Source organism: Cupriavidus sp. FW216-B1, from assembly GCF_058789195.1.
Window position 1 is genome coordinate 381958 of the sequence record NZ_JBYTEL010000001.1, and the last position, 23957, is coordinate 405914.

Below are 23957 nucleotides of genomic sequence, written 5' to 3' on the forward strand. Positions count from 1 at the left end.
CACCCGGGCCGCCAGGGGGAGCGCTTTCGCCGAGACTGAGATGAATCTCTCGAAATTCTTTATCGACCGGCCTATCTTCGCCGGCGTGCTATCGGTGCTGATCTTCCTGATCGGCGCCATCTCGATGTTCAAGCTGCCGATCTCGGAGTACCCCGAGGTGGTGCCGCCGTCCGTGGTGGTGCGCGCGCAGTTCCCGGGCGCCAACCCCAAGGTGATCGCGGAAACCGTGGCCACGCCGCTGGAAGAGCAGATCAACGGCGTCGAGGACATGCTGTACATGTCGTCGCAGGCCAACAGCGACGGCACGCTCACGCTGACCGTGACCTTCAAGCTGGGCACCGACCCGGACAAGGCGCAGCAGCTCGTGCAGAACCGCGTCTCGCAGGCCGAGCCGCGCCTGCCGGAAGACGTGCGCCGCCTGGGCATCACCACCGTCAAGAGCTCGCCTGACCTGACGATGGTGGTCCACCTGGTCTCGCCGAACGACCGCTACGACATGACCTACCTGCGCAACTACGCGCTGATCAACGTCAAGGACCGCCTCGCGCGCATCCAGGGCGTGGGCCAGGTGCAGATGTTCGGCTCGGGCGACTACTCCATGCGCGTGTGGCTCAATCCCGAGAAGATGGCCGAGCGCCAGCTCGCCACCAGCGACGTGGTCAACGCGATCCGCGAGCAGAACGTGCAGGTGGCCGCCGGCGTGATCGGCCAGTCGCCCTCGCTGCCCGGCACCGACCTGCAGCTCTCGGTCAACGCGCAGGGCCGCCTGACCAGCGTGGAAGAGTTCGGCGACGTGGTGGTGCGGACCTCGGCCGACGGCGCGGTGACCTACCTCAAGGACATCGCCCGCATCGAGCTGGGCGCGTCGGAATACGCGCTGCGCTCGCTGCTGGACAACAAGTCCGCGGTGGCGCTGCCGATCTTCCAGGCGCCGGGCTCCAACGCCATCCAGATCTCGGACGACGTGCGCAAGACGATGGAAGAGCTCAAGGAGAACTTCCCCGACGGCGTGGACTACAGCATCGTCTACGACCCCACGCAGTTCGTGCGCCACAGTATCGAGGCCGTCACCCACACGCTGTTCGAAGCGATCGCGCTGGTGGTGCTGGTGGTGATCCTGTTCCTGCAGACCTGGCGCGCCTCGATCATCCCGCTGCTGGCCGTGCCGGTGTCGATCGTCGGCACCTTCGGCCTGATGCACGCGTTCGGCTTCTCGATCAACGCGCTCTCGCTGTTCGGGCTGGTGCTGGCGATCGGGATCGTGGTGGACGATGCGATCGTGGTGGTGGAGAACGTCGAGCGCAACATCGAGGAAGGGCTGAGTCCGAAGGAAGCGACCTACAAGGCCATGCGCGAAGTCAGCGGCCCGATCATCGCCATCGCGCTGACCCTGATCGCCGTGTTCGTGCCGCTGGCCTTCATGAGCGGCCTGACCGGGCAGTTCTACAAGCAGTTCGCGCTGACCATCTCGATCTCGACCATCATCTCGGCCTTCAACTCGCTGACGCTGTCGCCGGCGCTGTCCGCGCTGCTGCTGCGCGGCCACGACGCGCCCAAGGACTGGCTGTCGCGCGGCATGGACCGCGTGCTGGGCAAGTTCTTCGCCCGCTTCAACCGTTTCTTCGGCGCCAGCGCCGAGCGCTACGGCCGCGGCGTGAAGGGCGTGATCTCGCGCAAGACCGCCGTGTTCGGCGTCTACGCGGTCATGCTGGTGCTGACCTGGGGCGTGTTCCAGCTGGTGCCGAAGGGCTTCGTGCCGGCGCAGGACAAGCAGTACCTGGTGAGCTTCGCCAAGCTGCCCGACGGCGCCACGCTGGACCGCACCGAGGACGTGATCCGCCGCATGTCGGAGATCGCGCTCAAGCATCCGGGCGTGGAGTCGGCGGTGGCCTTCCCGGGCCTGTCGATCAACGGCTTCACCAACAGCCCGAGCGCCGGCATCGTGTTCGCCACGCTCAAGCCGTTCGAGGAGCGCAAGAGCGCCGCGCTGTCGGGCAACGCGATCGCCGCCGACCTGAACCAGAAGTACGCGTCGATCCAGGACGCCTTCATCGCGGTGTTCCCGCCGCCGCCCGTGCAGGGCCTCGGCACCATCGGCGGCTTCAAGCTGATGATCGAGGACCGCGCCGCGCTCGGCTACGACGCGCTGTTCGACGCCACCAACGCGTTCATGGGCAAGGCACGCGCCACGCCCGAGCTGGCCGGCATCTTCAGCAACTACCAGGTCAACGTGCCGCAGCTCGACGTCAAGCTCGACCGCGTCAAGGCCAAGCAGCTCGGCGTGCCGGTCACGGACGTGTTCGACACGCTGCAGACCTACCTCGGCTCGGCCTACGTGAACGACTTCAACAAGTTCGGCCGCACGTACCAGGTCAAGGTGCAGGCGGATGCGCAGTTCCGCAACCACGCCGAGGACATCCTGCAGCTCAAGACGCGCAACCGCGCCGGCGACATGGTGCCGCTGTCGTCGCTGCTCACCGTCAAGCAGGGCTTCGGCCCGGACAGCGTGGTGCGCTACAACGGCTTCACCGCCGCCGACATCAACGGCGGCCCGGCGCCGGGCTTCTCTTCGGGCCAGGCGCAGGCCGCGGCCGAGCGCATCGCCGCCGAGACGCTGCCCAAGGGCATCAAGTTCGAATGGACCGACCTGACCTACCAGGACATCCTGGCCGGCAACGCGGGGGTGTGGATCTTCCCGCTGTGCGTGCTGCTGGTGTTCCTGGTGCTGGCCGCCCAGTACGAAAGCCTGACCTTGCCGCTGGCGGTGATCCTGATCGTGCCGATGAGCCTGCTGGCCGCCATGACCGGCGTGTGGCTCACGCGCGGCGACAACAACATCTTCACGCAGATCGGCTTCATCGTGCTGGTGGGGCTGTCGGCGAAGAACGCGATCCTGATCGTGGAGTTCGCGCGCGAGCTGGAGCATGAAGGCCGCTCCATCGTGCAGGCCGCGATCGAGGCCAGCCGCCTGCGCCTGCGCCCGATCCTGATGACCTCGTTCGCCTTCATCATGGGTGTGGTGCCGCTGGTGATCTCCACCGGCGCCGGCGCCGAGATGCGCCACGCGATGGGCGTGGCGGTGTTCGCCGGCATGCTGGGCGTGACCTTCTTCGGGCTGTTCCTCACCCCCGTGTTCTATGTGGCGCTGCGCCTGCTGGCCACGCGCGGCGAGCGCCGCCGCGCCGCCAGCGCGGGCGATGCCCCGTCGGCGAGCCACAAGGCCATCGCCTCCGCAGAATAAGGACGACTGACATGACTGCATCAATCACATCCGGGACCCTGCCGCGCCTGGCCACGCTGGCCGTGGCCCTGATCCTGGCCGGCTGCTCGCTGGCGCCCACGTACAAGGTGCCCGAGGCCGCCACCGCCGCCACGCCGGCCTACAAGGAAGCCGAGGCCGCGCGGGCCGAAGGCAGCCAGTGGAAAGTGGCCACGCCCGCCGAAGGCGCGCAGCGCGGCGAATGGTGGAAGATCTTCGGCGACGCCGACCTCGACCGCCTGATCGCCCAGGCCAGCGAGTCCAACCAGGACCTCGCCGTGGCCGCGGCGCGCCTGAAGCAGGCGCGCGCGTTCACCGGCGTGGCCGAGGCCGACCTGTATCCGCAACTGAGCGTCGGGCTGGACCCGACCCGCACGCAGTACTCGGCCGCCTCGCAGGGCTTCCCCGACGGCACCAAGGTGCCGGCGCAGACCGTGTACAAGGCGCGCGCGTTCGCCAGCTACGAGCTCGACCTGTTCGGCCGCGTGGCCGACAACGTCAAGGCCGCGCGCGCCGAGGGCGCCGCCGCCGAAGACCTGTACCGCTCGGTGCAGCTCGCGCTGCAGGCGGACGTGGCGCAGGCCTACTTCTCGCTGCGCACGCTCGACAGCGAGCGCGACCTGCTCAACGCCACCATCGTGCTGCGCGAGGACGCGCTCAAGCTGCTCAAGCGCCGCTTCGACGAAGGCGAGACCACCGACCTCGACCCGGCCCGCGCCGAAGCCGAGCTCGGCACCGCGCGCGCCGACCTGGCCGCCATCGAACGGCGCCGCGCCAACCAGGAGCACGCGCTGGCGGTGCTGACCGGCGCGCCGCCGGCCGCGTTCACACTGGCCGCGCGCCCGCTCGACGCCACGCTCATCACGGTGCCGGCCGGGCTGCCCTCGGACCTGCTGGAGCGCCGCCCCGACATCGCCCAGGCCGAGCGCCTGATGGCCGCGGCCAACGCGCGCATCGGCGTGGCGCGCTCGGCGTTCTTCCCGAAGATCACGTTGACCGGGCTGTTCGGCTTCGAGTCGAGCGACCTGTCGAACCTGTTCAAGTGGTCGTCGTCGGCATGGATGCTGGGACCGCTGGTCGGCAGCACGCTCGTCGCGCCGATCATCGACGGCGGGCGCAACCGCGCCAACCTCAACGCGGCCAAGGCCCAGCACGAAGAAGCGGTGGCAAGCTACCGCCAGAGCGTGCTGACGGCGCTGCGCGAAGTGGAAGACAGCCTCGCCGACGTGCGCTGGCTGAGCCAGCAGGCCGGCGCGCTGGACGGCGCGCTGGGCGGCGCGCGCCGCGCGGCGAAGATCTCGCGCAGCCGCTACGAGGCCGGCGCGGTGGACTACCTGACGGTGATCGACGCCGACCGCACGGTGCTGCAGTCGCAGCGCGACGCCAACCAGGTAGCCGGCCTGCGCGCCTCCGCCACGGTGGCGCTGGTGCGCAGCCTGGGCGGCGGCTGGGGGCCGCTGCCCGACGCCGGCTCGTCCGCGCCGCCGGCGCCGCTCGCGGCGAACCCGTGAAGCGGTAAGGCCGCGGCGGCGCAAGCCTGAGGCGACTGACGAAGCCGCCAGAACGGGCCCAAGTCGCCAGAGCTGGCCCAAGCAAGGTGTCCTCCCTCTCCCCCGACCCCGCTCCCGCAAGCGGGAGCGGGGAGCACACAAGCGGCAGGCCGATGTCGTCGGCACTCCCAAAAGCGCCCCCAGGGCGCTTTTTTTTTCGCGCCTAGGCCCGATGCGCCAGTTCGCAGGCGAACACCAGGCGCTGCAACTGCTTCTCGGTCTGGCCGTCGACATGGCGGAAGGCGCCGCCGAAATGGTGGACGGCCTTGCCGCCGCGCCAGGCAACGCGGTGCCTGACCACCTCCAGATCGACTTCGAGCGTGCCCAGGTCTGCGCACGACAGCCGGCACCGCCTGATGCGCGCATCGCGCAGCAGTGGCGGCGCGTCGGCCTGCGGGGCGCGCAGGCCGACGCCGGACACGGACAGGTCCGCGATGCGCAGATGCGCGAGCTGGCCGTCGTCGAGCGGGATCTCGCAGCGAAAGCCGCTGCCCGCGGGCACGCTGGCGCGGAAATGCCGGCGGCGATGCAGGTAATGGACGCTGGCCGGAAACGGCGTGACGAAGGCGGGCCGGTCGTCGAAGCGGGTGATGGCCGGCGTGCCGACCAGGAAGCGGACGGGCGCGCCGTTGAGCGAGCCCGAGAGCGTCAGCTCGCGGGCGTTCAGGATGGCGTCGAGCTCGGCGCCGTTGCGGCACCATTCCAGGATGCAGGCGCGGCTTGCCGGCTCGGCCAGCAGCAGCCGGGTGGCGATGGGATGCATGCCGGCGGGCCGCAGGCGCAGCGACGCGCCCTGGCGGGCCAGGCCCAGCAGGACGAGCAGGATCTGGTCCGGATCGGTGAGCCCGCCCTCGTGGTCGGGCGCCGGGGGCGTTCCGGTCTGCGGTGTCGTGGCTGGCATGTCGGTGTTCGTGGTATTGCGCCCGCGGCCCGGGCATGGGCCGCGGGCTGGCGCATGCGGGACCCGCGAGGGGCCGGCCAGCCCGTGATTATGCCAGCGCCGCCGCCGCGCCCGAATGCGCGGGACCGTTGCGCGGGCGCTCCCACGGCGGCCGCAGCCGGGTTGTCCGCCCGGCGGTATACTTGGGGTGCAATCCAACCGGAGTCGATGGTGTCGGTACAAAACCCCGCGTCCACAGCAGAGCGCAGCGCAGCCGCGCAGCCCGCGCCGCAGCCCGCGGCGGCCTTGCCGCCGCGGCCGCAAGCGCCGGTCGCGCCGGACATCAACGAGTGCTGCGGCAACGGCTGCGAGCCCTGCATCTTCGACCTGCACGCCGAGGCGATGGCGCGCTACCGCGCCGAGCTGAAGGCGTGGCAGGCCCTGGCCGGCGAGACGGCGGATGCCGCCGCCGCCGGCGGCCCGAGCTTCTGAAAGCGTGCGCGCCGCCTTGTCTTCCGAATCTCCCGAGTCTCCCGTACTCGCCGCCGGCCAGCCCGCCGTGGCCGATCTCCACGATTTCGTGCGGCGCCATCCGCGCCTGCTGGTGCTGACCGGCGCCGGCATCAGCACCGATTCCGGCATTCCCGGCTACCGCGACGCGCGGGGCAACTGGCAGCGCACGCTGCCGGTGCAGGCGCAGGACTTCTTCCGCTCGCACGCGGTGCGCCAGCGCTACTGGGCGCGCAGCATGCTGGGCTGGCCGGTGCTGGCCAACGCGCAGCCCAACGCCGCGCATTTCGCGCTGGCGCGGCTGCAGGCGGCCGGCCACGTGCGCCTGCTGGTCACGCAGAACGTGGACGGCCTGCACCAGCGTGCCGGCAGCCACGGCGTGATCGAGCTGCATGGCCACGTGGGCACGGTGGTCTGCCTGCAATGCGGCACGCGCCGTCCGCGCGCCGCGTTGCAGGCGCAGCTCGAGGCGGACAACCCGGCGCTGGCCGAACTGCGCGCGTTGCCCGCTTCCGACGGCGACGCCCATCTGGAACTGGCCAGCTTCGAGTCCGTGCGCATTCCCGCGTGCGGCCATTGCGGCGGCGTGCTCAAGCCCGACGTGGTGTTCTTCGGCGAGTCCGTGCCGCGCGAGCGCGTCGATGCCGCCATGCAGGCGCTGGCGCAGGCCGATGCCCTGCTGGTGATCGGCTCCTCGCTCACGGTGTTCTCCGGCTATCGCTTCTGCCTCGAGGCGCAGAAGCAGGGCAAGCCGGTGGCCGCCGTCAATCTCGGCCAGACCCGCGCCGACGCGCTGCTGGCGCTCAAGGTGGACGCCGCCTGCGCGCCCGCGCTGGTGGAACTGAACGCGCGGCTGGGCCTGGCCTGAGCGCCGCGGGCGGCGTCCAGCCGCATCAAGCCTCCATCAGGCCTCCATCAGGCCTCCATCAGGCCTCCATCAAGCCGCCGCCTTGCGCACGATCAGCCTGTGCATCCGCTTGCCCGGCGGCGGGCCCGCCTCTTCCTGGTCGGACAGCACGCTGTCGCCGCGCTCCAGCGCGCCGGCCACCAGCGCCTTGTCGAAGGCCGCGTAGAAGCGGCCGTCCGGGTCGCGCCGCGAGACGTGGTCGGTGACGCGCCAGCTCAGGCACAGCGTGCCGCCGGGACGCAGGATGCCGAGCAGGTGCCGCACGGCGCTGGCGATCATGCGTGGCTCCAGGTGCATGATGACGGCCTCGCACAGCACGTTCTGGTAATAGCCGCGCGGCACGCCTTCGAGTTCCGGCAGCGCCGCCTGCTCGAAGGGCAGGGCGGGGTAGCGCCGGCGCGCCTCTTCCAGCAGCGCTTCGCAGGGATCGAAGCCGCACGGGTCGAAGCCGTGCGCGGCCAGCCACGCCGTGTCGCGGCCCGCGCCGCAGCCGATGTCGGCGCTCGGACCGGGCGCGAATGTTGCAAGCAGCGTGGCGTAGAGGCCGGCCGGCGCGGGCCGCGCGTGCCAGTCCCTGGCATGGTCGGCGGCGGCGCGGTCGTAGGCTTGCAGTGTCGCGGTATCGGTGCTCACGATGTGCCCCCTGTGCGCAGTCGCCATGCGGCGCGGAATGCGCCGGGCCCGCAAGGCAAATCTAGCAGATTCCGGCGCCAATCCGGCCCCGCCGGCCCCGCCGGCGGCGCTGCGTGCCGCAACGCACGGAGCGCGCGCCGGCACGCAGCGCATAGTCCGGGCGGCGGCTGTCATGCTGCCGCGCTTGTGCCGCACGCCGCCGCCCGGCTAATATGGATCGCGAGTTCCCACGGAACATGGGAAAGTGGCGCGCAAGCCGCCGGTTGGCGCATCGCCGGTCTCATGAGGATGCCTGAATGTCATCGCAGATGAATCGCCTGTTCGTTCCCGGCGCGCGCTTTGGCGGGCTTGCGGCGGCGCCGCCCGCGATCGGGCTGGATACGATGGACAGCCCGGTGGCCGTTGCCGACGCGCGCGGCCGCATCGTCCAGGCCAATGCCAGCTTCGTGTCCCTGTTCGGCCCGCTGGCCGGCCCGGCGGGCGGCGCGGCCCTGTGGGCGTGGCTGCAGCCGGCGACGCCGGCCGGCGAGTTCCTGGGCCGGCTCACGGCCGGGCAGGCGGTGCGCGGCGAATGCCTGCTGGACACGGCCGGCGGATATCCCCGCTGGTTTTCCGCGCTCACCAATCCGGTGCTCGACGACCACGGCGCGCTGGCCAGCCTCGTCTGCGTGCTGACCGACATCACCGAGACCAAGCTGCGCGACGGCATCCAGCGCACCGCGCTCGAAGCCATCGCGCAGGACCGGCCGCTGGCGGAAATCATGGACGCCATGTGCCGCGCGATCGAGCGCGTCACGCCCGGCGTCGCGGTCTCGGTGCTGCGCGTCGACGCCGAAGGGCGCCTGCGCCCGCTCGCCGCGCCCAGCCTGCCGCCGCGCTACTCCGCCGGCATCGACGGCGCGCCGGTCGGTCCGTGCAACGGCTCGTGCGGCACGGCGGCGTTCCGCGGCGAGCCGGTTGCCGTCACCGACATCTTCACCGATCCGCTGTGGGCGTCGTTCCAGGACATGGCCCGCCTGTCCGGCATGGCCGCCTGCTGGTCGACGCCGATCAAGTCCGGCGACGGCAGCGTGCTCGGCACCTTCGCGTTCTACTATTCCACCCGCCGCGGCCCGGACGCCTATCACTGCCGCCTCACCGAGATCTGCACGCATCTGTGCGCGCTGGCGCTGGAGCGCGACGCCGCGCGCGAGCGGATCCGCTGGCAGGCCAATCACGATGCGCTGACCGGTCTGCTCAATCTTCACGCCGTGCGCCGCCTGACCGAGGACGCCATTGCGCAGACGGACCGCGGCGGCGTGCCGCTCGCCGCCCTGTTCATCGATCTGGACGACTTCAAGCAGATCAACGACGTGCTGGGCCACCGGCAGGCCGACCTGCTGCTGGAGGAGATCGCCGGGCGCCTGCGCGCCCACGCGCCCGCCGCCGCGCTGCTGGGCCGGCGCTCGGGCGACGAATTCGTCATGATCCTGCCCGGCCTGGACGCGCCAGCCGCGCTGGCGCTCGCCGAAAACCTGCGCGCGGCCATCGCGCGGCCGCTGGTGTCGATACCCGGGCGCAAGCTGAACGTGTCGGCGAGCATCGGCGCCTGCGTCTGCCCCGCGCACGGGCGCGACTGGGACACGCTGATGCGCCATGCCGACCTCGCCCTGCGCGAGGCCCGGCACGGCGGCCGCAACCGCGTGCGCCTGTTCGACGCCGAGCTGGGCGCGCGCGAACTGGCGCGCGCCCGGCTCGAGCAGGCGCTCAAGGCGGCGCTGCTCGAGAACCGGCTGCAACTGCACTACCAGCCCAAGATCCGCCTGTGCGACAACAGCCTGGCCGGGGTCGAGGCGCTGGCGCGCTGGCACCACGGCGAGACCGGCAACGTTTCCCCGGACCAGTTCATTCCGCTGGCCGAGCAATGCGGCCTGGTCGTCGACCTGGGCTACTGGGCCCTGGACGAGGCCTGCGGGCAACTGGCGCGCTGGCGGGCCGCCGGGCTGCGGGTGCCGTCGGTGGCCGTCAACCTGTCGCCGCTGAATTTCCATCACCATGAGCTTCCCGACGTCATCGCCGGGATACTGCGGCGGCATCGCCTGGCCGGCAGCGACCTGACCGTGGAGATCACCGAGGGGCTGGTGATGGAGAGCAAGCCCGAGATACAGGCCACGCTCGCCGCGGTGCGCGGGCTGGGCGTGCGCCTGTCGATGGACGACTTCGGCACCGGCTACTCCAGCCTCGGCCACCTGCTGAACCTGCCGGTCGACGAGCTCAAGCTCGACAAGAGCTTCGTGCAGGGCCTCGACTCGCACCACGCCGCCGCCACGCTGGTGGACGCGGCCATCCGCATCGGCCAGAGCATCGGCCTGACCCTGGTCGCCGAGGGCATCGAGGAAGAGTCGCAGCGCGCCTTCCTGTGCGCGCACGGCTGCGAGATCGGCCAGGGCTACCTGTTCGCCATGCCGATGCCGCCGGCGGCGTTCGAGACGTGGCTGGCCGAGCGCGGCGTGGCGGAGCCGGCTGCCTGACGGCGGGAGGCGGGCGGCGCGCGCGGCTGCCGCCGCTGCGTCGGTCTTCCTGCTTGCCTTTTCGTCCGCTTTTTCGTTCGCCTCCGCGCCCGCCGCTTTCCTAGGGAATCCCACTACAGCACTGGTGCGGAAATTGCATGAGAATCGCCCTGCCATTACTGTGAAATTTCAGTTTATCGAACAGGGGGAACATGCGAATGACGGCATCCGGGGCGTTCCGGACATCCCGCGCGCCCGGGACATCCGGCGTGCCGGCGGCCACGGCTGTGGCCGCTGCGGTAGCCAGGCAGGCGCCGCTGGCGCCGCGCCGGCGCGGCGGAGGCGGCTCGTGCGGCGGGCACGGCGGCCGGCGCTGGTGCCGGCATGCGTGCCGGCGTGGGCGCGCGGCAGGTCCGGCGCCATGAACACGCGCTTCATCGAAGCCTTCATGTGGGTGGCCCGCCTGGGCAGCTTCCGCGCGGCGGCCGAGAAGCTGCACATCACGCAGGCGGCGATGTCCAACCGCATCGCCTCGCTCGAGCAGGAGATCGGCGCGCGGGTGTTCGAGCGCGAGGCGCGCGACCTGCGCCTCACGCCGGTCGGCCTGCGCCTGCTCGGCTACGGCGAGCGGCTGCTGGAGCTGCAGCGCGAGATCATGGTGCTCGGGCGCGCCGGCGACGCGCCGCTGGGGCTGGTGCGCATCGGCGCCATCGAGAGCGTGGTGCATACGTGGCTGGTCGATTTCCTGCGCCACCTGCAGACGCACTATCCCGGCATCGAGGTGCAGCTCACCTCGGAGACTACGCAGAGCCTGCACAACACCCTGCGCGCGGGCGGCATCGACATTGCCCTGCAGACCGATCCGGCGGTGGGCGAGGGCATCACCAGCACGCCGTGCCTGCCGATGGCCATCGGCTGGGTCGGCCCGCTCGGGCCCGCGCAGCCCGGCGAAGGCCGGCTGGCCACGCTGCTCCAGCATCCCACCATCACCATGAGCCCCGGCTCGCAGCCGCATCTCGCGCTCAAGGAGCTGTACCGCAAGGCCGGGCTGCCGGTGGGCAAGGTGCATTGCGTCAGCTCCATCGCGGCCATCGTGCGGCTGGTCAGGGGCGGCTTCGGCAACGCGCTGATGCCGCTGGCGCCGGTGCGCGAGGAAGTGGAGCGCGGCGAGTTGCGCGTGATCCCGTGCGACGTGCCCCTGCCGCACCAGCGGCTGGTGGTCAGCCACCTCGACCACGCCGCCTCCGAGGCGATCCGCCTGGTGGCGGAGCTGGCCTGCCGCGAATCCGACCGCTACGTGCGGTCGCTGCCTGCACCATTTGCGCCGGCATAGGGCGCGCGCGCGCCGTGCTGGTGCGCGCGCATGGCCGCATCGAACAGAAAAACTGATCGGAAACGCGAAGAAAAACCCGTTTGCCGCGCGCGCGGCCGGCGCCGATCATCTTCTCACCGCCCGCAGACGGCGCGGGCCACAGGAGAGAAGGATGAGCGAGATGCACGATACGCAGGAAATGCGCGAGATGCGGCAAATGCGCGGGATGGCCGGAACGTCCGGCGTGGACGACGCGCCGGCGGGCATGGCGCCGCACGGCATGCTGTTCGTCGCCGCCAACGTGGACGCGGCCGACGAGGACGATTTCAACCAGTGGTACGACCGCGAGCACGTGGAAGAGCGCGCCCGCATCCGCGGCTTCATCTCCGCCGCGCGCTACGAGGCGGTGCAGGGCGGCCCGAAATACCTGGGCCTGTATCGCACCGAATCGCTGGCGGCCTTCACGTCCGCCGCCTACCAGGCCGCGTTCGGCCGCCAGACGCCGTGGTCGGTCGCCAACCTCGGCCGCATGCGCCAGCCGGTGCGCCGCGTGAGCGAAGTCGCCGCGGTGGTCGGGCAGGGCAGCGGAAGCTGGCTGGCCGTGCTGCCGCTGGCGCGGCCCGACGACGTGCCGGCGCTGGTCGACCAGGCCGCCGACGTGGGCGGCGAGCTCTCCGCGCGGCCCGGCTTCGTGCAGTCCTACCTGCTGGTGCCGGACGCCGCGCTGAGCCAGCCGCTGCCGCGCGAGAGCGTGGAGAACCGGCAACTGCGCCCGCTCCTGGTGATCGAGACCAGCAGCGAAGCCGCCGGCGTGGCCGCGCTGCGCGACGCGGCCGCGCGCCTGGATGCATGCGGCGCGGACGCCGCCGGCGCCGCGCGCTATGCGCTGCGGTGGAAGCTGTTCTCGCGGGAGGTGGCATGATGCGCGGCGCCGACACCGTTATCGCCACCGCCACCGCCGCGCAGGAGCTGGCCGGCGCGCAGGCCGCCACGCACCCGGTCGCGCACGCCGGCATGCCGGCCGGCGCGCACGCCGCCACCGGCAAGCCCCGCATGGGCCGGCTGGCCGCGGCCAGCACCATCGGCACCACGCTGGAGTGGTACGACTTCACCGTCTACAACCTGATGGCGGCGCTGGTCTTCAACGCCATCTTCTTCCCCTCGTTCGATCCGCTCACCGGCACCATCCTGGCGTTTTCCACCTATGCCGTGGGCTACGTCTCGCGCCCGCTCGGCGGCGTGGTGTTCGGCCACCTCGGCGACAAGCTCGGGCGCCGCTTCGTGCTGGTGGCCACGCTGGTCGTGATGGGCGTGGCCACCGGCCTGATGGGCGTGCTGCCGACCTACCAGTCGTGGGGCGTCTGGAGCCCGTTGCTGCTGGTGGCGCTGCGCTTCGTGCAGGGCGCGGCCATCGGCGGCGAGTGGGCCGGCGCGGTGCTGCTGTCGATGGAGCACGGCGCGCAGCACCAGCGCGGGCGCAATGCCTCGTTCACGCAGGTGGGGCCGTCGTGCGGCACGCTGCTGGGCACCGGCTTCATCGCGCTGGTGTCGCTGTGGCTGAGCCCCGAGGACTTCCAGGCGTGGGGCTGGCGCATTCCCTTCCTGTCCAGCGTGCTGCTGGTCGTGTTCGGGCTGTGGCTGCGCCGCGGCGTGGAGGAAACCCCGCTGTTCCGGGAGATGGAAGCGCGCAAGAGCACGGCGAAGACGCCGATCAAGGACGTGTTCGCGGACCACTGGCGGCGCCTGCTCGTCGCCGGCGGCGCGCGCATCGGCTCGGACGTGCTCTATGCGCTGGTGGTGGTGTTCACGCTGACCTACGTGACCGGCGTGCTGCACCTGTCGCGCCCGCTGGCGCTGACCGCCACCATGATCGGCGCCGGCTGCAACGCGCTTGCCGTGCCGCTGTTCGGCAGCCTGTCCGACAGGCTCGGCCGGCGGCCGGTGTATGTCGCCGGGGCGCTGCTGGCGGTGGCGTGGGCCTTCGTGTTCTTCCGCCTGATGGACAGCGCGCAGCCGTGGCAGATCTGCGCGGCGGTGGTGGGCGGGCTGGTGATCCACGCCATGATGTACGGCCCGCAGGCCGCCTTCGTGACGGAGCAGTTTCCCACGCGGGTGCGCTACGCTGGCTCGTCGCTGGCCTATACGCTGGCAGGCATCCTCGGCGGCGGCTTCGCGCCGCTGATCATCGCCAGCCTGTACAAGGCGTATGGCTCGACCACCGCGATCTCGCTCTACGTGAGCCTGGCGCTGGCCGTCACGCTGGTGGCCTTGCTGGTGGCGCGCGAGACGGCGCGCAAGCCGCTGGAGAACTGACGGCGGCGTTGACTGCTGTGTTGGCGGCGCCCGCGTGGCGCCGGCCGGTCGCCCGTTAGCCGGCCGCTAGCCGGCCGCGCCGGTCATGGCGAAGACCGGCTCGCGGCGGCCCTGCAGCAGGGCCTGGCGGAACGACAGCACGTGCGCCGTCACCGCGCTGGCCGCCGCCGCGCCGTCGCCGTCGCGCAGCGCCTGCAGGATGGCGCGGTGTTCCTCGCCGACCTCGCCCAGGTGGCCCTCGGACGACAGCGAGATGGCCCAGAAGCGCTGCGAGCGCGCGTGCAGCACCTTCAGGATCTCGATCAGGATGGGGTTGCCGGACAGTTGCGCCACTTCCTCGTGGAACAGGCGGTCCAGGTTCGTCACCAGCGGCAGGTCGCGCCGCGCCACGGCCGCGTCCAGCTCGCGCAGGATGCCTTCCAGCGCGGCGATCCCCTGCGCGGTGACGCGCTCGGCGGCCAGCCGCGCGCACAGCGTCTCGTTGGCCAGCCTCACGTCGATCAGGTGCAGCGCGTCGTCGAGCGACAGCGGCGCGACCACCACGCCCTTGCGCGGCAGGATCTGCACCAGACCTTCGTTGGCCAGGCGGTGCAGCGCCTGGTTGATGGGCGTGCGGCCGATCTCCAGGTCGTCCACCAGCGTGGAGATGTTGAGATGCTCGCCGGGGCGGTAGACCAGCGTGGTCAGGCGCTCGCGCAGGCCGGCATAGGCCCGTTCGTTCTCCGACACGGTCTCGGTCCGGGCGCGCGGCGAGCCGGCGCTGCGGCGTTCCACTGATGGCAAAACTCTCCCCCTGCTGTATGGCGTTGCGTGGCAAGGGCGTAATCGTACTACCAATCCGTGGCGCCGCCGCGGCGGGCGCCGCGCGGCTAGCGCCCGCGCAGCGGCTCCAGCAGCCCCTTGAGGCCATTGTGGTCCAGCTCGTGCATCAGCGCCAGCAACTGGCCGATCTCGCCGGGCGGGAAGCCTTCGCGCGCGAACCAGTTCAGGTAGTTGCCCGGCAGGTCCGCGATCGCGCGGCCCTTGTACTTGCCGTAGGGCATGGTGCGGGTGAGCAGGAGCTGCAGGTGTTCGGGGTTCATGGCACGGGCGTCGGATGGCGGCGGCAGCCCGATGGTAACAGCGTGCCGGCGGCACGGCGCCGGCAATGGCAATGGCAATGGCAATGGCAACGGCAACGGCAACGGCAACGGCAACGGCAACGGCAACGGCAACGGCAACGGCAACGGCAACGGCAACGGCAACGGCGCGCCGGTGCGCGGCCCGCGTCCGGCGGCGCCGATTGCCGCGCGCGGGCGCGGCGCGGTACGATCCCGCCTTGGGTCCGCGGCGCGTCCGGCAGGCCGGTTTCGACAAAGGAAAGGCAATATGGCAAAGCACGCAGCGGGAGGCGCGGGCCTGAAGGGCATCGCCCTGTTCGAGGCCGCCAAGGGCGCGCTGGTGATCCTGGCCGGGCTGGGGCTGGTCGCGCTCCTGCACCGCGACGCGCAGACGCTGGCCGAGACCATCGTGATGCGGCTGCACCTGAATCCGGGCAGCCGCTATCCCACCATCTTCCTGTCGCTGCTGAACCATCCGAGCGATGCGCGGCTGTGGGCGATCGGCGGCTCGGCCGCGATGTACGCGGCGATGCGCTTCACCGAGGCCTTCGGGCTGTGGCACCAGCGCGTATGGGCAAGCTGGCTCGGCGTCTGGTCCGGCGCGGTCTACATCCCGGTGGAGGCCTACGAGGCCATCGCCCATCCGACGCCGGTCCATCTCGGCCTGGCCGTGGCCAACGTGCTGATCGTGGTCTACCTGGCCAACGGCATCCGGCGCGCGCCGGCCAGCGCGCGCTAGCGCCACTGGCACCACCGGCGTTGCCTGCGCCACCGGCGTCATTTGCGCCGGCGCCAGCGGCGTGGCCAGCGCCGCCGCCGCGCGATGCATGCCGCCCCGGCCAGCGCGAGGGCCGGCAGCGGGTCCACGGCGCCACCGCCGCCACCGCCGCTACCGCCGCCTTCGGCCGGCCACGCCAGCGCGCCGTTCTCCTGACTGTCCGCTGCCGGCGCTCCGCCGGCGGGCGGTGTGGCCTCGTCGCGCATCGCCACGTCGACCAGCACCGGATCATGGTCGGACGAGCGGTAGGCGTCGGCCGCGTAGAAGGATTGCCGCTGCGCCGCGCTCTTGCCGGCGAACGGGTAGGCCAGCGCCGCCGGCTCGTCGGCGTTGATGTGCCAGTGGCGCGCGGCGCGGACGCGGCCGGCCGCGGCGGCATCGGCCAGCGCGTGGTCCAGGTAGCCGGCCTCGCCGCCGAACACGAAGCTGTACGGCGGCGCCACGGAAAAGCGCGCGATCATGTCCGCGTAGCCGCGTTCGGCCAGATGGCGGACGGGGTCTTCGCGCGCATAGCTGTTGAGGTCGCCGATCACCAGCTTGCCGTCGTCGGGCACGCCGGTGGGCGAGCCGGCCAGCCAGTTGGCCAGGCGCATCGCCGCCGCGATGCGCGCGCGGTTCCAGCAGGCCTGCCCGTCGCCCTGGTCGGCGTCGGCGCCGCGCGCGTCGGTGCAGCGCTTGGACTTGAAGTGGTTCACGGCCACGGTGAGCCGGCGCGCGTGGCCGGGCAGGCTGAAGGTGGCAGCCAGCGGCTGGCGCGTGCGCTCGCCGAACCACAGCGTGGCGGGCCGGCCCGCCAGTTGCACCGCGCGGCTGTCGTAGAGCAGCCCGACCGCGATGGCGTCGCCGCCGAGGCTGACCCCGCCGGGGTCGACCACGCGCCAGTCCGGCCCCATCCGCGCCGCCAGCCGGTGGATGGCGCTGCCAGCGCCGAAGCCGTCGTTCTCGATTTCCATGAGGCCGATCACGTCGGCGTCGAGCGCGCGCAGCGCGGCCAGCAGCTTGGCTTCCTGGCGGGCGAACTCGGCCGCCGAGGCCGCGCCGCGGTTGGCGGGGTCGTCGAAGCCGCCGCCCTTGCCGTCGCCGGTGAAGTAGTTCTGCAGGTTGAAGGCGGCCACGCGCAGGTCGCTGCCGGCCGCGCGCAGCGGCGCGCCGGCGCGCGGGTTGGCCGCCACGAAGCGCGGCGGCGGCGCGTCCGGCAGCGGCTGCACGCGCCAGCCGCCGTAGCGCCAGTCCAGCACGCCTTGCACGCCGGCCACCGTGGCGCCGGCGCGCAGCGTGTTGGCGGCGCTCAGGCCCGGCGCCGGATGGATGACCGTGGCCGGGTTCTGGCGGCTGGAGCCGTCGTCCAGTGCCAGCCGGTTCAGCGCGTTGGCGGCGGCCTGCGCCCGGGCGCCGTCGCCGGGCGCGGCGACGCTGGTGGGGATCGGCAGGCGGCCGTTGCTGAGCACCACGCTGCCGTAGCGGCCCAGCTCGTAGGTGTCGCTCACGGTGAGCGCCTGCGGCAGGCGCACCAGCATGCCCGCGTGGGCGGCCGGCGCCTCCGCGTGCGCGAACGGCAGCGCGATGTCCACCGGCGTGAGCGGCCGGTCCCGCGCGCAGACCGTGGCCGCGCCCGACAGGCGCAACTGCATCTGGCCGGCGCGCTGCTCGACGGTGCCGTCCAGCCGCACGAGGTCGCCGGCGCGCATGCCGGCGCGCGGCGCGGACACGAACATGCCGTCCGAGATGCCGGGGCGGCGCTGGCGCTGCGCGTCGTCCTGCTGGACGAAGAAGCCGGCGAAGCCGTTGCCGCCGGTGTAGTCGGCGCTGACCACGGCTTCGAGCGTGACGCGGCGGCCGACCGAGGACACGCCGGCCGCGCGCAGCTCGGCGATGGCCGTGGCGGGCATGCCGCACTGGGCCGCCCGCGGCGCGGCATGGGCGGGCAAGGCAAGCCACGGCGCCGCCAGGCAGGCCCAGGCGAGGCCGGCGCGGGCAAGGCGCCGGAACGGAGACGACGCGGGCGGCGCGGGTGATTCTGGTGGCGCCGATGGTGTTGGTGGCGCCGATGACGACGGCGGCGCGGGCGGAAACGGCAGGGCGGACGGCGGAGGCATCGGGCGCATGGCTTGGGCCGGCTGGCGGCAGAGGTCGCGATGCCTTCAGCGTATGGCGCGCGGCGCGCCGGTTCGCTGAGAAAAATCTCATTTTGGTCCGCCGCACGGTTTGCCGTCGACAGACTCTGCGAGAATGCCTGCTATTCCGCTGACTTCCGCCCGCCCGGCGAGATCCCGTGACCGTCAATGCCGTCGTGTTCGATTTTGGTGGCGTCCTGTTCGACTGGAACCCCGAATACCTCTACCGCGAACTGATCCCCGATGCCGCGCAGCGCGCGCGCTTCCTGTCGGAGGTCTGCTCGCCCGCGTGGAACCTGCGCCAGGACGCGGGCCGCCCGCTGCGCGAGGCGACCGAGCAGCTCGTCGCCGAGCATCCCGCGCAGGCGGGCCTGATCCGCGCGTTCTACGGCCGCTGGCCGCAGATGCTGCGCGGCCCGCTGGATGCCGGCGTGGACCTGCTGGGCCGCCTGCATGCCGCCCGCGTGCCGCTGTTCGGCCTGACCAACTGGTCCGTCGAGACCTACCCGCACGCGCAGCGCATGGGCGATTTCCTGCACGTGTTCCGTGACATCCTCGTGTCCGGCGAGGTGGGCGTGGCCAAGCCCGACCCGGCCATCTACCGCCTCATGCAGGCGCGCGTCGGCAGGCATCTGCCGGGCATCGCGCCGCACGAGATGCTGTTCATCGACGACAACGCGGCCAACGTGGCCGCCGCCGCCGCGCTCGGCTGGCAGGCGGTGCACCATGTCGGCGCCGCCGGCACCGAGCTTGCCCTGCGCGAGGCGGGCCTGCGTTTCTAGCGGCGGGCTCGCGCCTTGCGAGCCATCGCCACATGCCAACGGACCCAGGAGCTCGCCAGGATGGCCTCGACACCGGAACGTCCCAAGCATTTCTCCATGCTGCGCGAGATGCAGCTCGCCGACCTGTTCACGCTGGGCAATGCCGCCTGCGGCATGGCGTCGGTCTTCTTCGCCATGTTCTACGTGGCCACGCGCGCGCCGGCGCATTTCTACGCGGCCGCCGCGCTGGCGCCCGCGGCATTCCTCTTCGACGTGCTGGACGGCCGCATCGCGCGCTGGCGGCACCAGCACTCGGCGCTCGGCCGCGAGCTGGACTCGCTGGCGGACATCATCTCGTTCGGCGTGGGGCCGGCCGCGCTGGCGTTCGCCGCGGGCATGCGCGGCGGCTGGGATATGGCCGCGCTGATCTACTTCGTGTGCTGCGGCGTGAGCCGGCTGGCGCGCTTCAACGTGACCGCCGAGACCTTGTCCGCGGGCGCCGACAAGGTGGCCTACTTCGAGGGCACGCCGATCCCCACCAGCGTGCTGCTGACCGGCGTGCTGGCGTGGTGCGCATGGCGCGACCGGCTCGGCGACGCGCTGTTCGGCGGGGTGTGGACCATCGGCCCCGCGGACCTGCATCCGCTGGCACTGCTGTTCGTGCTGTCGGGCTCGCTGATGATCAGCAAGACGCTGCGGATTCCGAAGATCTAGCGCGCGCGGTCGCAAGACGTGCGGCGCGGGGCGGGATATTCACGGCCGCGCGCGCCACTGCCCGCCCCGCTGGGCCGCCTACTGCCGCAGCGCCAGCCAGATCGCCTTGGGCTCGGTGAAGTTGTCGATGGCCGCGTCGCCGTGCTCGCGCCCCAGGCCCGAATCGCCGGCGCCGCCCCAGGGCAGGCGCACGTCGGTGTGGCCGTAGGTGTTGATCCACACGGTGCCCGCGCGCAGTTCGCCGGCCACCTGGTGGACGCGGCCGATGTCCGCGCTCCACACGCCGGCGGCCAGGCTGAAGGCGGTGCCGTTGGCGATGCGCACGGCGTCGGCTTCGTCCTCGAAGCGGATCACGCTGGCCACCGGGCCGAAGATCTCTTCCTGCGAGATGCGCATCTCGTGCTCGACGTTGGCGAACACCGTGGGCGCCACGAAGTAGCCCTTGTCGCCGAGGCGCGCGCCGCCGGTGACGGCGGTGGCGCCCTCGCGCCTGCCGATCTCCACGTAGTCGAGCACGGTCTTCATCTGCGCGGCGGAGACCACCGGGCCCATCGTGGTGTCGGGCGAGGCCGGGTCGCCCACGCGGATCGAGCTGGCGCGCGCCGCGAGCTTTTCCACCACCTCGTCGTAGATCTCGCGCTGGGCCAGGATGCGCGAGCCCGCCGAGCAGACCTGGCCGGAGTTGAAGAAGATGCCGGAGGCGGCGGCGCGCACGGCGGCGTCCACGTTGGCGTCGGCGAAGATCAGGTTGGCGGACTTGCCGCCCAGCTCCAGCGTGACGCGCTTGAAGTTGGCCGCGGCGCCCTGCATGATGCCGCGCCCCACGCCGGGCGAGCCGGTGAAGGTGACTTTGTCGATGCCGGGGTGCGCCACCAGCGCGTTGCCCACTACGCTGCCCTTGCCGGTGACGATGTTGAGCACGCCCGGCGGCAGCCCGGCTTCCAGCGCCAGCTCGGCCACGCGCAGCGCGGTCAGCGGCGTGATCTCGGCGGGCTTGACGATCAGCGTGCAGCCGCAGGCCAGCGCCGGCGCGATCTTCCACATGCCGATCATGAGCGGGAAGTTCCACGGCACGATGGCCGCCACCACGCCGACCGGCTCGCGCACGGTGTAGGTCAGCGCGCCGGGGCGCGCCGGCACCACCTGGCCGTTGATCTTGTCGGCCCAGCCGGCGTAGTAGCGCAGCGTGTCGATCACCGCCGGCATGTCCTGGCGCCGCACCGCGGCGAGCGGCTTGCCGGCGTCCAGGCTTTCCAGCGCGATGAGTTCCTCCTGGTGCAGCTCGAGCAGGTCGGCCAGGCGGTACAGGATGCGGCCGCGCTCGGCGGCGCGCATGCCGTTCCAGACCTTGAGCGCGGCGCGCGCGGCCGCCACCGCGAGGTCGACGTCGGCGGCGCTGCCCTGCGCCACCAGCGCGATGGGCGCCTCGGTGGCGGGGTTGAGGTCGGTGGAGTATTCGCCGGTGCCGGGCGGCTGGCGCTTGCCGTCGATCAGCAGGTCGTGTCGGGGCAGTTCGGGCTGCGTGCTCATGGTCGCTCCTCGCTTGGGTCGGTGGAACCGGGCGGCACGGTGACGCGGGGCGCATGCGGCTTGCCGGAGCCCGTGCCTGCTGTCATGCATGCAGTGTGGGCGGGCGCCGGCTCTAAGTCCAATTAATAGGATGGATTGATTAATACGAAATTTGCATGAGTCGGGCAAGCGCGCGCCGCGGCGGCACCGGCCCGCGCACCGCAGCCGCGCCGCTGGTCGTACCGCAGCGGCACCTTGGTCACACCTCGGCAGCACCTCGGCCGCGCACCTCAGCCATGCGCCCGCATGCCGGCCGCGCGCGGGATCTCGGGCCGCCAGCCGGCTTCGCTCAGCAGCGCCGTCATGGCCGTATGCAGGTGCTGCGCCACCACCGGCTTGTGCAGCAGCGCCGCGCTGTCGGCATGGACGCTGCGCAGGCGGTCCGGCGCGGTGTCGCCGGTGATGATGACGGTGGGGATAGGCCGGCCCAGCCGCGCGCGGATGGCTTCCATCGCCTGGCTGCCGGTGCGCTCGCCGCGCAGGCGGTAGTCGGCCAGCAGCAGGTCGGGCTTGAAGTCGTCGAGCGTGTCCAGCGCTTCGTCCTCGGACTCCACCGCGAGGCAGGCGGCCTGCCAGCTTTGCAGCAGCTCGCGCATGGCGGTGCGGATGTCGGGGTCGTCGTCGAGCACCAGCACGCGCAGCCCGTTCAGCGCGGGCCGCGGCAGCAGGCCGGCGGCGATGTCGTCCGGCGCGTCCTCGGGCTGCGCGGCCTGCATGGCCTGCGTGGCATGGCCCATGAGCGGCAGGGCGAAGCGGAACACCGAGCCGCGCCCGGGGCGCGAGTTGAGCAGCACGCGGGTCGAGATGGTGCGCGCCAGGCCTTCCACGATGGCCAGCCCCAGCCCCAGCCCCTTGCGCTGGTCGCGCTCCGGGTTGCCGAGCTGGTGGAACTCGCGGAAGATCGCGCGCCGCTGGCCCAGCGGGATGCCGATGCCGGTATCCCAGACTTCCAGCACCGCCGTGTCCCGCCGCAGGCGGCACGCCACCAGCACGCCGCCCTGGCTGGTGTAGCGGATGGCGTTGGCGATCAGGTTGCGCAGGATCAGCTCGACGAGGTTGGGGTCGGCGAACACCGCGACGGTGGTGTCGCGCGTGCGGTAGAACAGGCCGCGCGCGTCGGCCTGCGGCGCGAACTCGTTCTCCAGCTTGTAGAGCATCGGCTGCAGCGGGAACAGGCGCGGCCGCGGCGTGATCACGCCGGCATCCACCTTGGAGAAGTCCAGCAGCGTGTTGAGCATCTCGCGCGCCGCGCCCGAGGCCGCCTCGATATGCGCCAGCAACTGGCGCTGCTTGTCGTTGAGCTCGGAGCGGCCCAGCGTGACCACGAACAGCCCGAGCGCGTGCAGCGGCTGGCGCAGGTCGTGGCTGGCCGAGGCCAGGAACACGGACTTGGCGCGGTTGGCTTCCTCGGCCTCGCGCTGGGCCGACTCGGCGCGCGCGGTCTGCTCGCGCAGGCGCGCGATCAGCTCGACGTTGGCGAAGCGCAGCGCGATGGCGTGGCGCGCCACGCGCGCATAGTTGCGCGCGAACACCATCAGCACCGCCAGGTAGAGCGGCGCGCCGAGGAACATGGCCAGGTAGGCGGTGTCCCCGGTGGCGACGAAGACCGCCCACACCGGCACGATGGCCGGCACGAAGAACCCGATCGCCACCGGCAGGCACGCGGAGAACACCGCCAGCGCGGCGGCGCTCATGCCGGCGATCAGCGACAGGATGCAGATCACCGTGGCCGGGGAGCCGACGTCCATGTAGAGCCACGCGGCCAGCCCCCACAGGCCGCCGATCACCGTCAGCAGCGCCGTCATGCCGCGCGCGTAGGCGCCGGCGCCGGTCTCGCCGGTGCGGTCCGGCATGGCGCGCCGGCCGAAGTGGCCCAGCGCGCAGCACGCCGCCAGCGCGGCGGCCCAGGCGAACGCGCCGGGGTGGCGGTTGCCCACGCTCAGCCCCAGCGCGAGGATCAGCCCCGCCAGCGCGCAGCCCAGCATGGCGATGCCGAAGCTCTGGTCGATCAGTTCCATCTCCGCGGCCAGCAGGCGCGGTTCGTCATAGCGGGGAACGGGCAGCGCCATGGCTCACCTGCCGTTCTGGACCAGGCCGCGGCGCTGCGCCTCGAGCACCGCTTCGACGCGGCTGACCACGCCGAGGTGGTCGAGGATGGCCGCCACGTGGACCCGCACGGTGTTCTCCGAAAGGCCCAGGTGATGCGCGATGATCTTGTTGGAGCGGCCCAGGCTGAGCTGCTCCAGCACCTCCAACTGGCGCGGCGTCAGCGAGCTGGCCTGGTAGGCGCCGCCGCCTGCGCTGCCGGCGCCGCCCGCGCCGCCGGGGTTGCGGGACGCGCCGTCCGCCGTGCCGGCGCTGTCCGGTAGCGCGTCGAGGTCGGGGCCGAAATAGGTCTCGCCGCCGAGGACGCGGGCGATGGCCTGCTCGATCTGCACGCTGTCCGCCGATTTCGGCAGGAAGCCCGCGATCTCCTTGCGCGCCGCGTCCGGAATGGCGTCCAGCCCGGACGTGCCGGAGACGATCAGGATGCGCGCCGCCGGGAAATGCCGGCGCAGCACCTTGACGCCCTCGAGGCCGTTGAGCCCCGGCATCTGGATGTCGAGCAGGATGATGTCCACGGCCGCGCCGCGGTGGTCCTGCACCGCGCCCATGACCGAGCCGGCCTCGATGATGCCGGCCACGCTGGGGCTGTCCGCCAGCACCAGGCGCAGGCCGGTGCGGAACAGGGTGTGGTCGTCGATCAGCAGCAGTCGGGCGTTGAGCATGGGGGCGGTGGGCGGCACGGTGGCCGTGGCAGAAAGACTAAGCATAGCAAGCGCCCCGCCGCGAAGCCGCGCGCGCGATGCCGGGGGCCGAAGGGCGCATTGGACTCGATTCTTGCCGCACTGTCCATCACCCCTACCTTCGAGGGGAAAGGTTTCGCCGCCGGCCCCCGCCGATTTCCCGCCAGGCCGCGCCAGCGCTGGCTTCGCGGGGTGCCGGAGCGGCCCGGCGGCGGGCCGCACTAGTCCGGAAAGATTATTTCGCCGCCGGGGCCCCGCTGTCACCATGCAGGCGTGGGCGAT

19 protein-coding genes are annotated in these 23957 nt (G+C 72.0%); 11 read left to right on the forward strand and 8 right to left on the reverse strand.

Going from position 1 to position 23957, the window contains the following annotated elements:
• Window positions 1-40 precede the first annotated feature (40 nt).
• Window positions 41-3241 (forward strand): efflux RND transporter permease subunit, encoded by a 3201-nt coding sequence (locus AC3WXD_RS01570; RefSeq protein WP_020204765.1) that lies wholly within the window; start codon window positions 41-43, stop codon window positions 3239-3241.
• Window positions 3242-3252: 11 nt separating this feature from the next.
• Entirely contained in the window at window positions 3253-4770 is a 1518-nt protein-coding gene (locus AC3WXD_RS01575) for an efflux transporter outer membrane subunit (protein WP_454733095.1), read from the forward strand.
• Window positions 4771-4972: 202 nt separating this feature from the next.
• On the opposite strand, the gene AC3WXD_RS01580 is transcribed toward AC3WXD_RS01575, so the two are convergent.
• On the reverse strand, window positions 4973-5710 hold the full coding sequence (locus AC3WXD_RS01580) for a flagellar brake protein (protein ID WP_492322885.1): 738 nt from the start codon (window positions 5708-5710) through the stop codon (window positions 4973-4975).
• A 207-nt stretch (window positions 5711-5917) separates the two neighbouring features.
• Between AC3WXD_RS01580 and AC3WXD_RS01585 the strand changes: the two genes are divergently transcribed.
• Window positions 5918-6181, forward strand: a complete 264-nt coding sequence (locus tag AC3WXD_RS01585) for an oxidoreductase-like domain-containing protein (protein WP_020204762.1) — start codon at window positions 5918-5920, stop codon at window positions 6179-6181.
• A 16-nt stretch (window positions 6182-6197) separates the two neighbouring features.
• On the forward strand, window positions 6198-7067 hold the full coding sequence (locus tag AC3WXD_RS01590) for an NAD-dependent protein deacetylase (RefSeq protein ID WP_492322886.1): 870 nt from the start codon (window positions 6198-6200) through the stop codon (window positions 7065-7067).
• A 69-nt stretch (window positions 7068-7136) separates the two neighbouring features.
• Here the strand turns inward: AC3WXD_RS01590 and AC3WXD_RS01595 are convergent, their stop codons facing one another.
• On the reverse strand, window positions 7137-7739 hold the full coding sequence (locus tag AC3WXD_RS01595) for a class I SAM-dependent methyltransferase (RefSeq protein WP_492322887.1): 603 nt from the start codon (window positions 7737-7739) through the stop codon (window positions 7137-7139).
• Between the two features lie 296 nt (window positions 7740-8035).
• Here AC3WXD_RS01595 and AC3WXD_RS01600 point away from each other — a divergent pair, with 296 nt between their 5' ends.
• The 4 genes from AC3WXD_RS01600 to AC3WXD_RS01615 all read left to right on the forward strand — a co-directional run bounded on the left by AC3WXD_RS01600 (window position 8036) and on the right by AC3WXD_RS01615 (window position 13853).
• Complete coding sequence (locus tag AC3WXD_RS01600; RefSeq protein WP_492322888.1) at window positions 8036-10249, forward strand: sensor domain-containing protein; 2214 nt, start codon at window positions 8036-8038, stop codon at window positions 10247-10249.
• 400 nt (window positions 10250-10649) lie between these two features.
• On the forward strand, window positions 10650-11561 hold the full coding sequence (locus AC3WXD_RS01605) for a LysR family transcriptional regulator (protein WP_020204758.1): 912 nt from the start codon (window positions 10650-10652) through the stop codon (window positions 11559-11561).
• A 205-nt stretch (window positions 11562-11766) separates the two neighbouring features.
• Entirely contained in the window at window positions 11767-12462 is a 696-nt protein-coding gene (locus tag AC3WXD_RS01610; protein ID WP_155888187.1) for a DUF4286 family protein, read from the forward strand.
• 92 nt (window positions 12463-12554) lie between these two features.
• On the forward strand, window positions 12555-13853 hold the full coding sequence (locus AC3WXD_RS01615; protein WP_492323346.1) for an MFS transporter: 1299 nt from the start codon (window positions 12555-12557) through the stop codon (window positions 13851-13853).
• A gap of 66 nt (window positions 13854-13919) precedes the next feature.
• On the opposite strand, the gene AC3WXD_RS01620 is transcribed toward AC3WXD_RS01615, so the two are convergent.
• Together AC3WXD_RS01620 and AC3WXD_RS01625 are read right to left on the reverse strand one after the other, a co-directional pair.
• Complete coding sequence (locus tag AC3WXD_RS01620) at window positions 13920-14627, reverse strand: GntR family transcriptional regulator (protein WP_020204755.1); 708 nt, start codon at window positions 14625-14627, stop codon at window positions 13920-13922.
• A gap of 95 nt (window positions 14628-14722) precedes the next feature.
• The gene (locus AC3WXD_RS01625) at window positions 14723-14935 is read right to left on the reverse strand and encodes a DUF3820 family protein (RefSeq protein WP_059414129.1); all 213 of its coding nucleotides are present in this window, start codon (window positions 14933-14935) and stop codon (window positions 14723-14725) included.
• A gap of 286 nt (window positions 14936-15221) precedes the next feature.
• Between AC3WXD_RS01625 and AC3WXD_RS01630 the strand changes: the two genes are divergently transcribed.
• Window positions 15222-15692, forward strand: coding sequence for a DUF2127 domain-containing protein (locus AC3WXD_RS01630; protein ID WP_492322889.1), 471 nt, complete (start codon window positions 15222-15224; stop codon window positions 15690-15692).
• A 38-nt stretch (window positions 15693-15730) separates the two neighbouring features.
• Here the strand turns inward: AC3WXD_RS01630 and AC3WXD_RS01635 are convergent, their stop codons facing one another.
• Window positions 15731-17620, reverse strand: coding sequence for an ExeM/NucH family extracellular endonuclease (locus AC3WXD_RS01635; RefSeq protein ID WP_492322890.1), 1890 nt, complete (start codon window positions 17618-17620; stop codon window positions 15731-15733).
• 383 nt (window positions 17621-18003) lie between these two features.
• Between AC3WXD_RS01635 and AC3WXD_RS01640 the strand changes: the two genes are divergently transcribed.
• On the forward strand, window positions 18004-18627 hold the full coding sequence (locus tag AC3WXD_RS01640; protein ID WP_020204749.1) for an HAD family hydrolase: 624 nt from the start codon (window positions 18004-18006) through the stop codon (window positions 18625-18627).
• A gap of 60 nt (window positions 18628-18687) precedes the next feature.
• A complete protein-coding gene (locus AC3WXD_RS01645) occupies window positions 18688-19320 on the forward strand; it encodes a CDP-alcohol phosphatidyltransferase family protein (RefSeq protein WP_492322891.1) in 633 nt (210 codons plus the stop codon).
• A gap of 78 nt (window positions 19321-19398) precedes the next feature.
• Here AC3WXD_RS01645 and AC3WXD_RS01650 read toward each other — a convergent pair whose 3' ends face one another.
• The 3 genes from AC3WXD_RS01650 to AC3WXD_RS01660 form a co-directional block, all read right to left on the reverse strand.
• The gene (locus AC3WXD_RS01650) at window positions 19399-20850 is read right to left on the reverse strand and encodes an aldehyde dehydrogenase family protein (protein WP_020204747.1); all 1452 of its coding nucleotides are present in this window, start codon (window positions 20848-20850) and stop codon (window positions 19399-19401) included.
• 269 nt (window positions 20851-21119) lie between these two features.
• Window positions 21120-22958 (reverse strand): ATP-binding response regulator, encoded by a 1839-nt coding sequence (locus tag AC3WXD_RS01655; RefSeq protein WP_020204746.1) that lies wholly within the window; start codon window positions 22956-22958, stop codon window positions 21120-21122.
• Window positions 22959-22961: 3 nt separating this feature from the next.
• On the reverse strand, window positions 22962-23657 hold the full coding sequence (locus AC3WXD_RS01660) for a response regulator (RefSeq protein WP_020204745.1): 696 nt from the start codon (window positions 23655-23657) through the stop codon (window positions 22962-22964).
• Window positions 23658-23957: the final 300 nt, after the last annotated feature.

Coding starts and splice junctions, on each gene's coding strand:
- AC3WXD_RS01570 (WP_020204765.1), top strand. CDS start 41: ATGAATCTCTCGAAATTCTTTATCGACCGGCCTATCTTCGCCGGCGTG.
- AC3WXD_RS01575 (WP_454733095.1), top strand. CDS start 3,253: ATGACTGCATCAATCACATCCGGGACCCTGCCGCGCCTGGCCACGCTG.
- AC3WXD_RS01580 (WP_492322885.1), bottom strand. CDS start 5,710: ATGCCAGCCACGACACCGCAGACCGGAACGCCCCCGGCGCCCGACCAC.
- AC3WXD_RS01585 (WP_020204762.1), top strand. CDS start 5,918: ATGGTGTCGGTACAAAACCCCGCGTCCACAGCAGAGCGCAGCGCAGCC.
- AC3WXD_RS01600 (WP_492322888.1), top strand. CDS start 8,036: ATGTCATCGCAGATGAATCGCCTGTTCGTTCCCGGCGCGCGCTTTGGC.
- AC3WXD_RS01605 (WP_020204758.1), top strand. CDS start 10,650: ATGAACACGCGCTTCATCGAAGCCTTCATGTGGGTGGCCCGCCTGGGC.
- AC3WXD_RS01610 (WP_155888187.1), top strand. CDS start 11,767: ATGGCCGGAACGTCCGGCGTGGACGACGCGCCGGCGGGCATGGCGCCG.
- AC3WXD_RS01615 (WP_492323346.1), top strand. CDS start 12,555: ATGCCGGCCGGCGCGCACGCCGCCACCGGCAAGCCCCGCATGGGCCGG.
- AC3WXD_RS01625 (WP_059414129.1), bottom strand. CDS start 14,935: ATGAACCCCGAACACCTGCAGCTCCTGCTCACCCGCACCATGCCCTAC.
- AC3WXD_RS01630 (WP_492322889.1), top strand. CDS start 15,222: ATGGCAAAGCACGCAGCGGGAGGCGCGGGCCTGAAGGGCATCGCCCTG.
- AC3WXD_RS01635 (WP_492322890.1), bottom strand. CDS start 17,620: ATGCCCGCCACGGCCATCGCCGAGCTGCGCGCGGCCGGCGTGTCCTCG.
- AC3WXD_RS01645 (WP_492322891.1), top strand. CDS start 18,688: ATGGCCTCGACACCGGAACGTCCCAAGCATTTCTCCATGCTGCGCGAG.
- AC3WXD_RS01650 (WP_020204747.1), bottom strand. CDS start 20,850: ATGAGCACGCAGCCCGAACTGCCCCGACACGACCTGCTGATCGACGGC.
- AC3WXD_RS01655 (WP_020204746.1), bottom strand. CDS start 22,958: ATGGCGCTGCCCGTTCCCCGCTATGACGAACCGCGCCTGCTGGCCGCG.
- AC3WXD_RS01660 (WP_020204745.1), bottom strand. CDS start 23,657: ATGCTCAACGCCCGACTGCTGCTGATCGACGACCACACCCTGTTCCGC.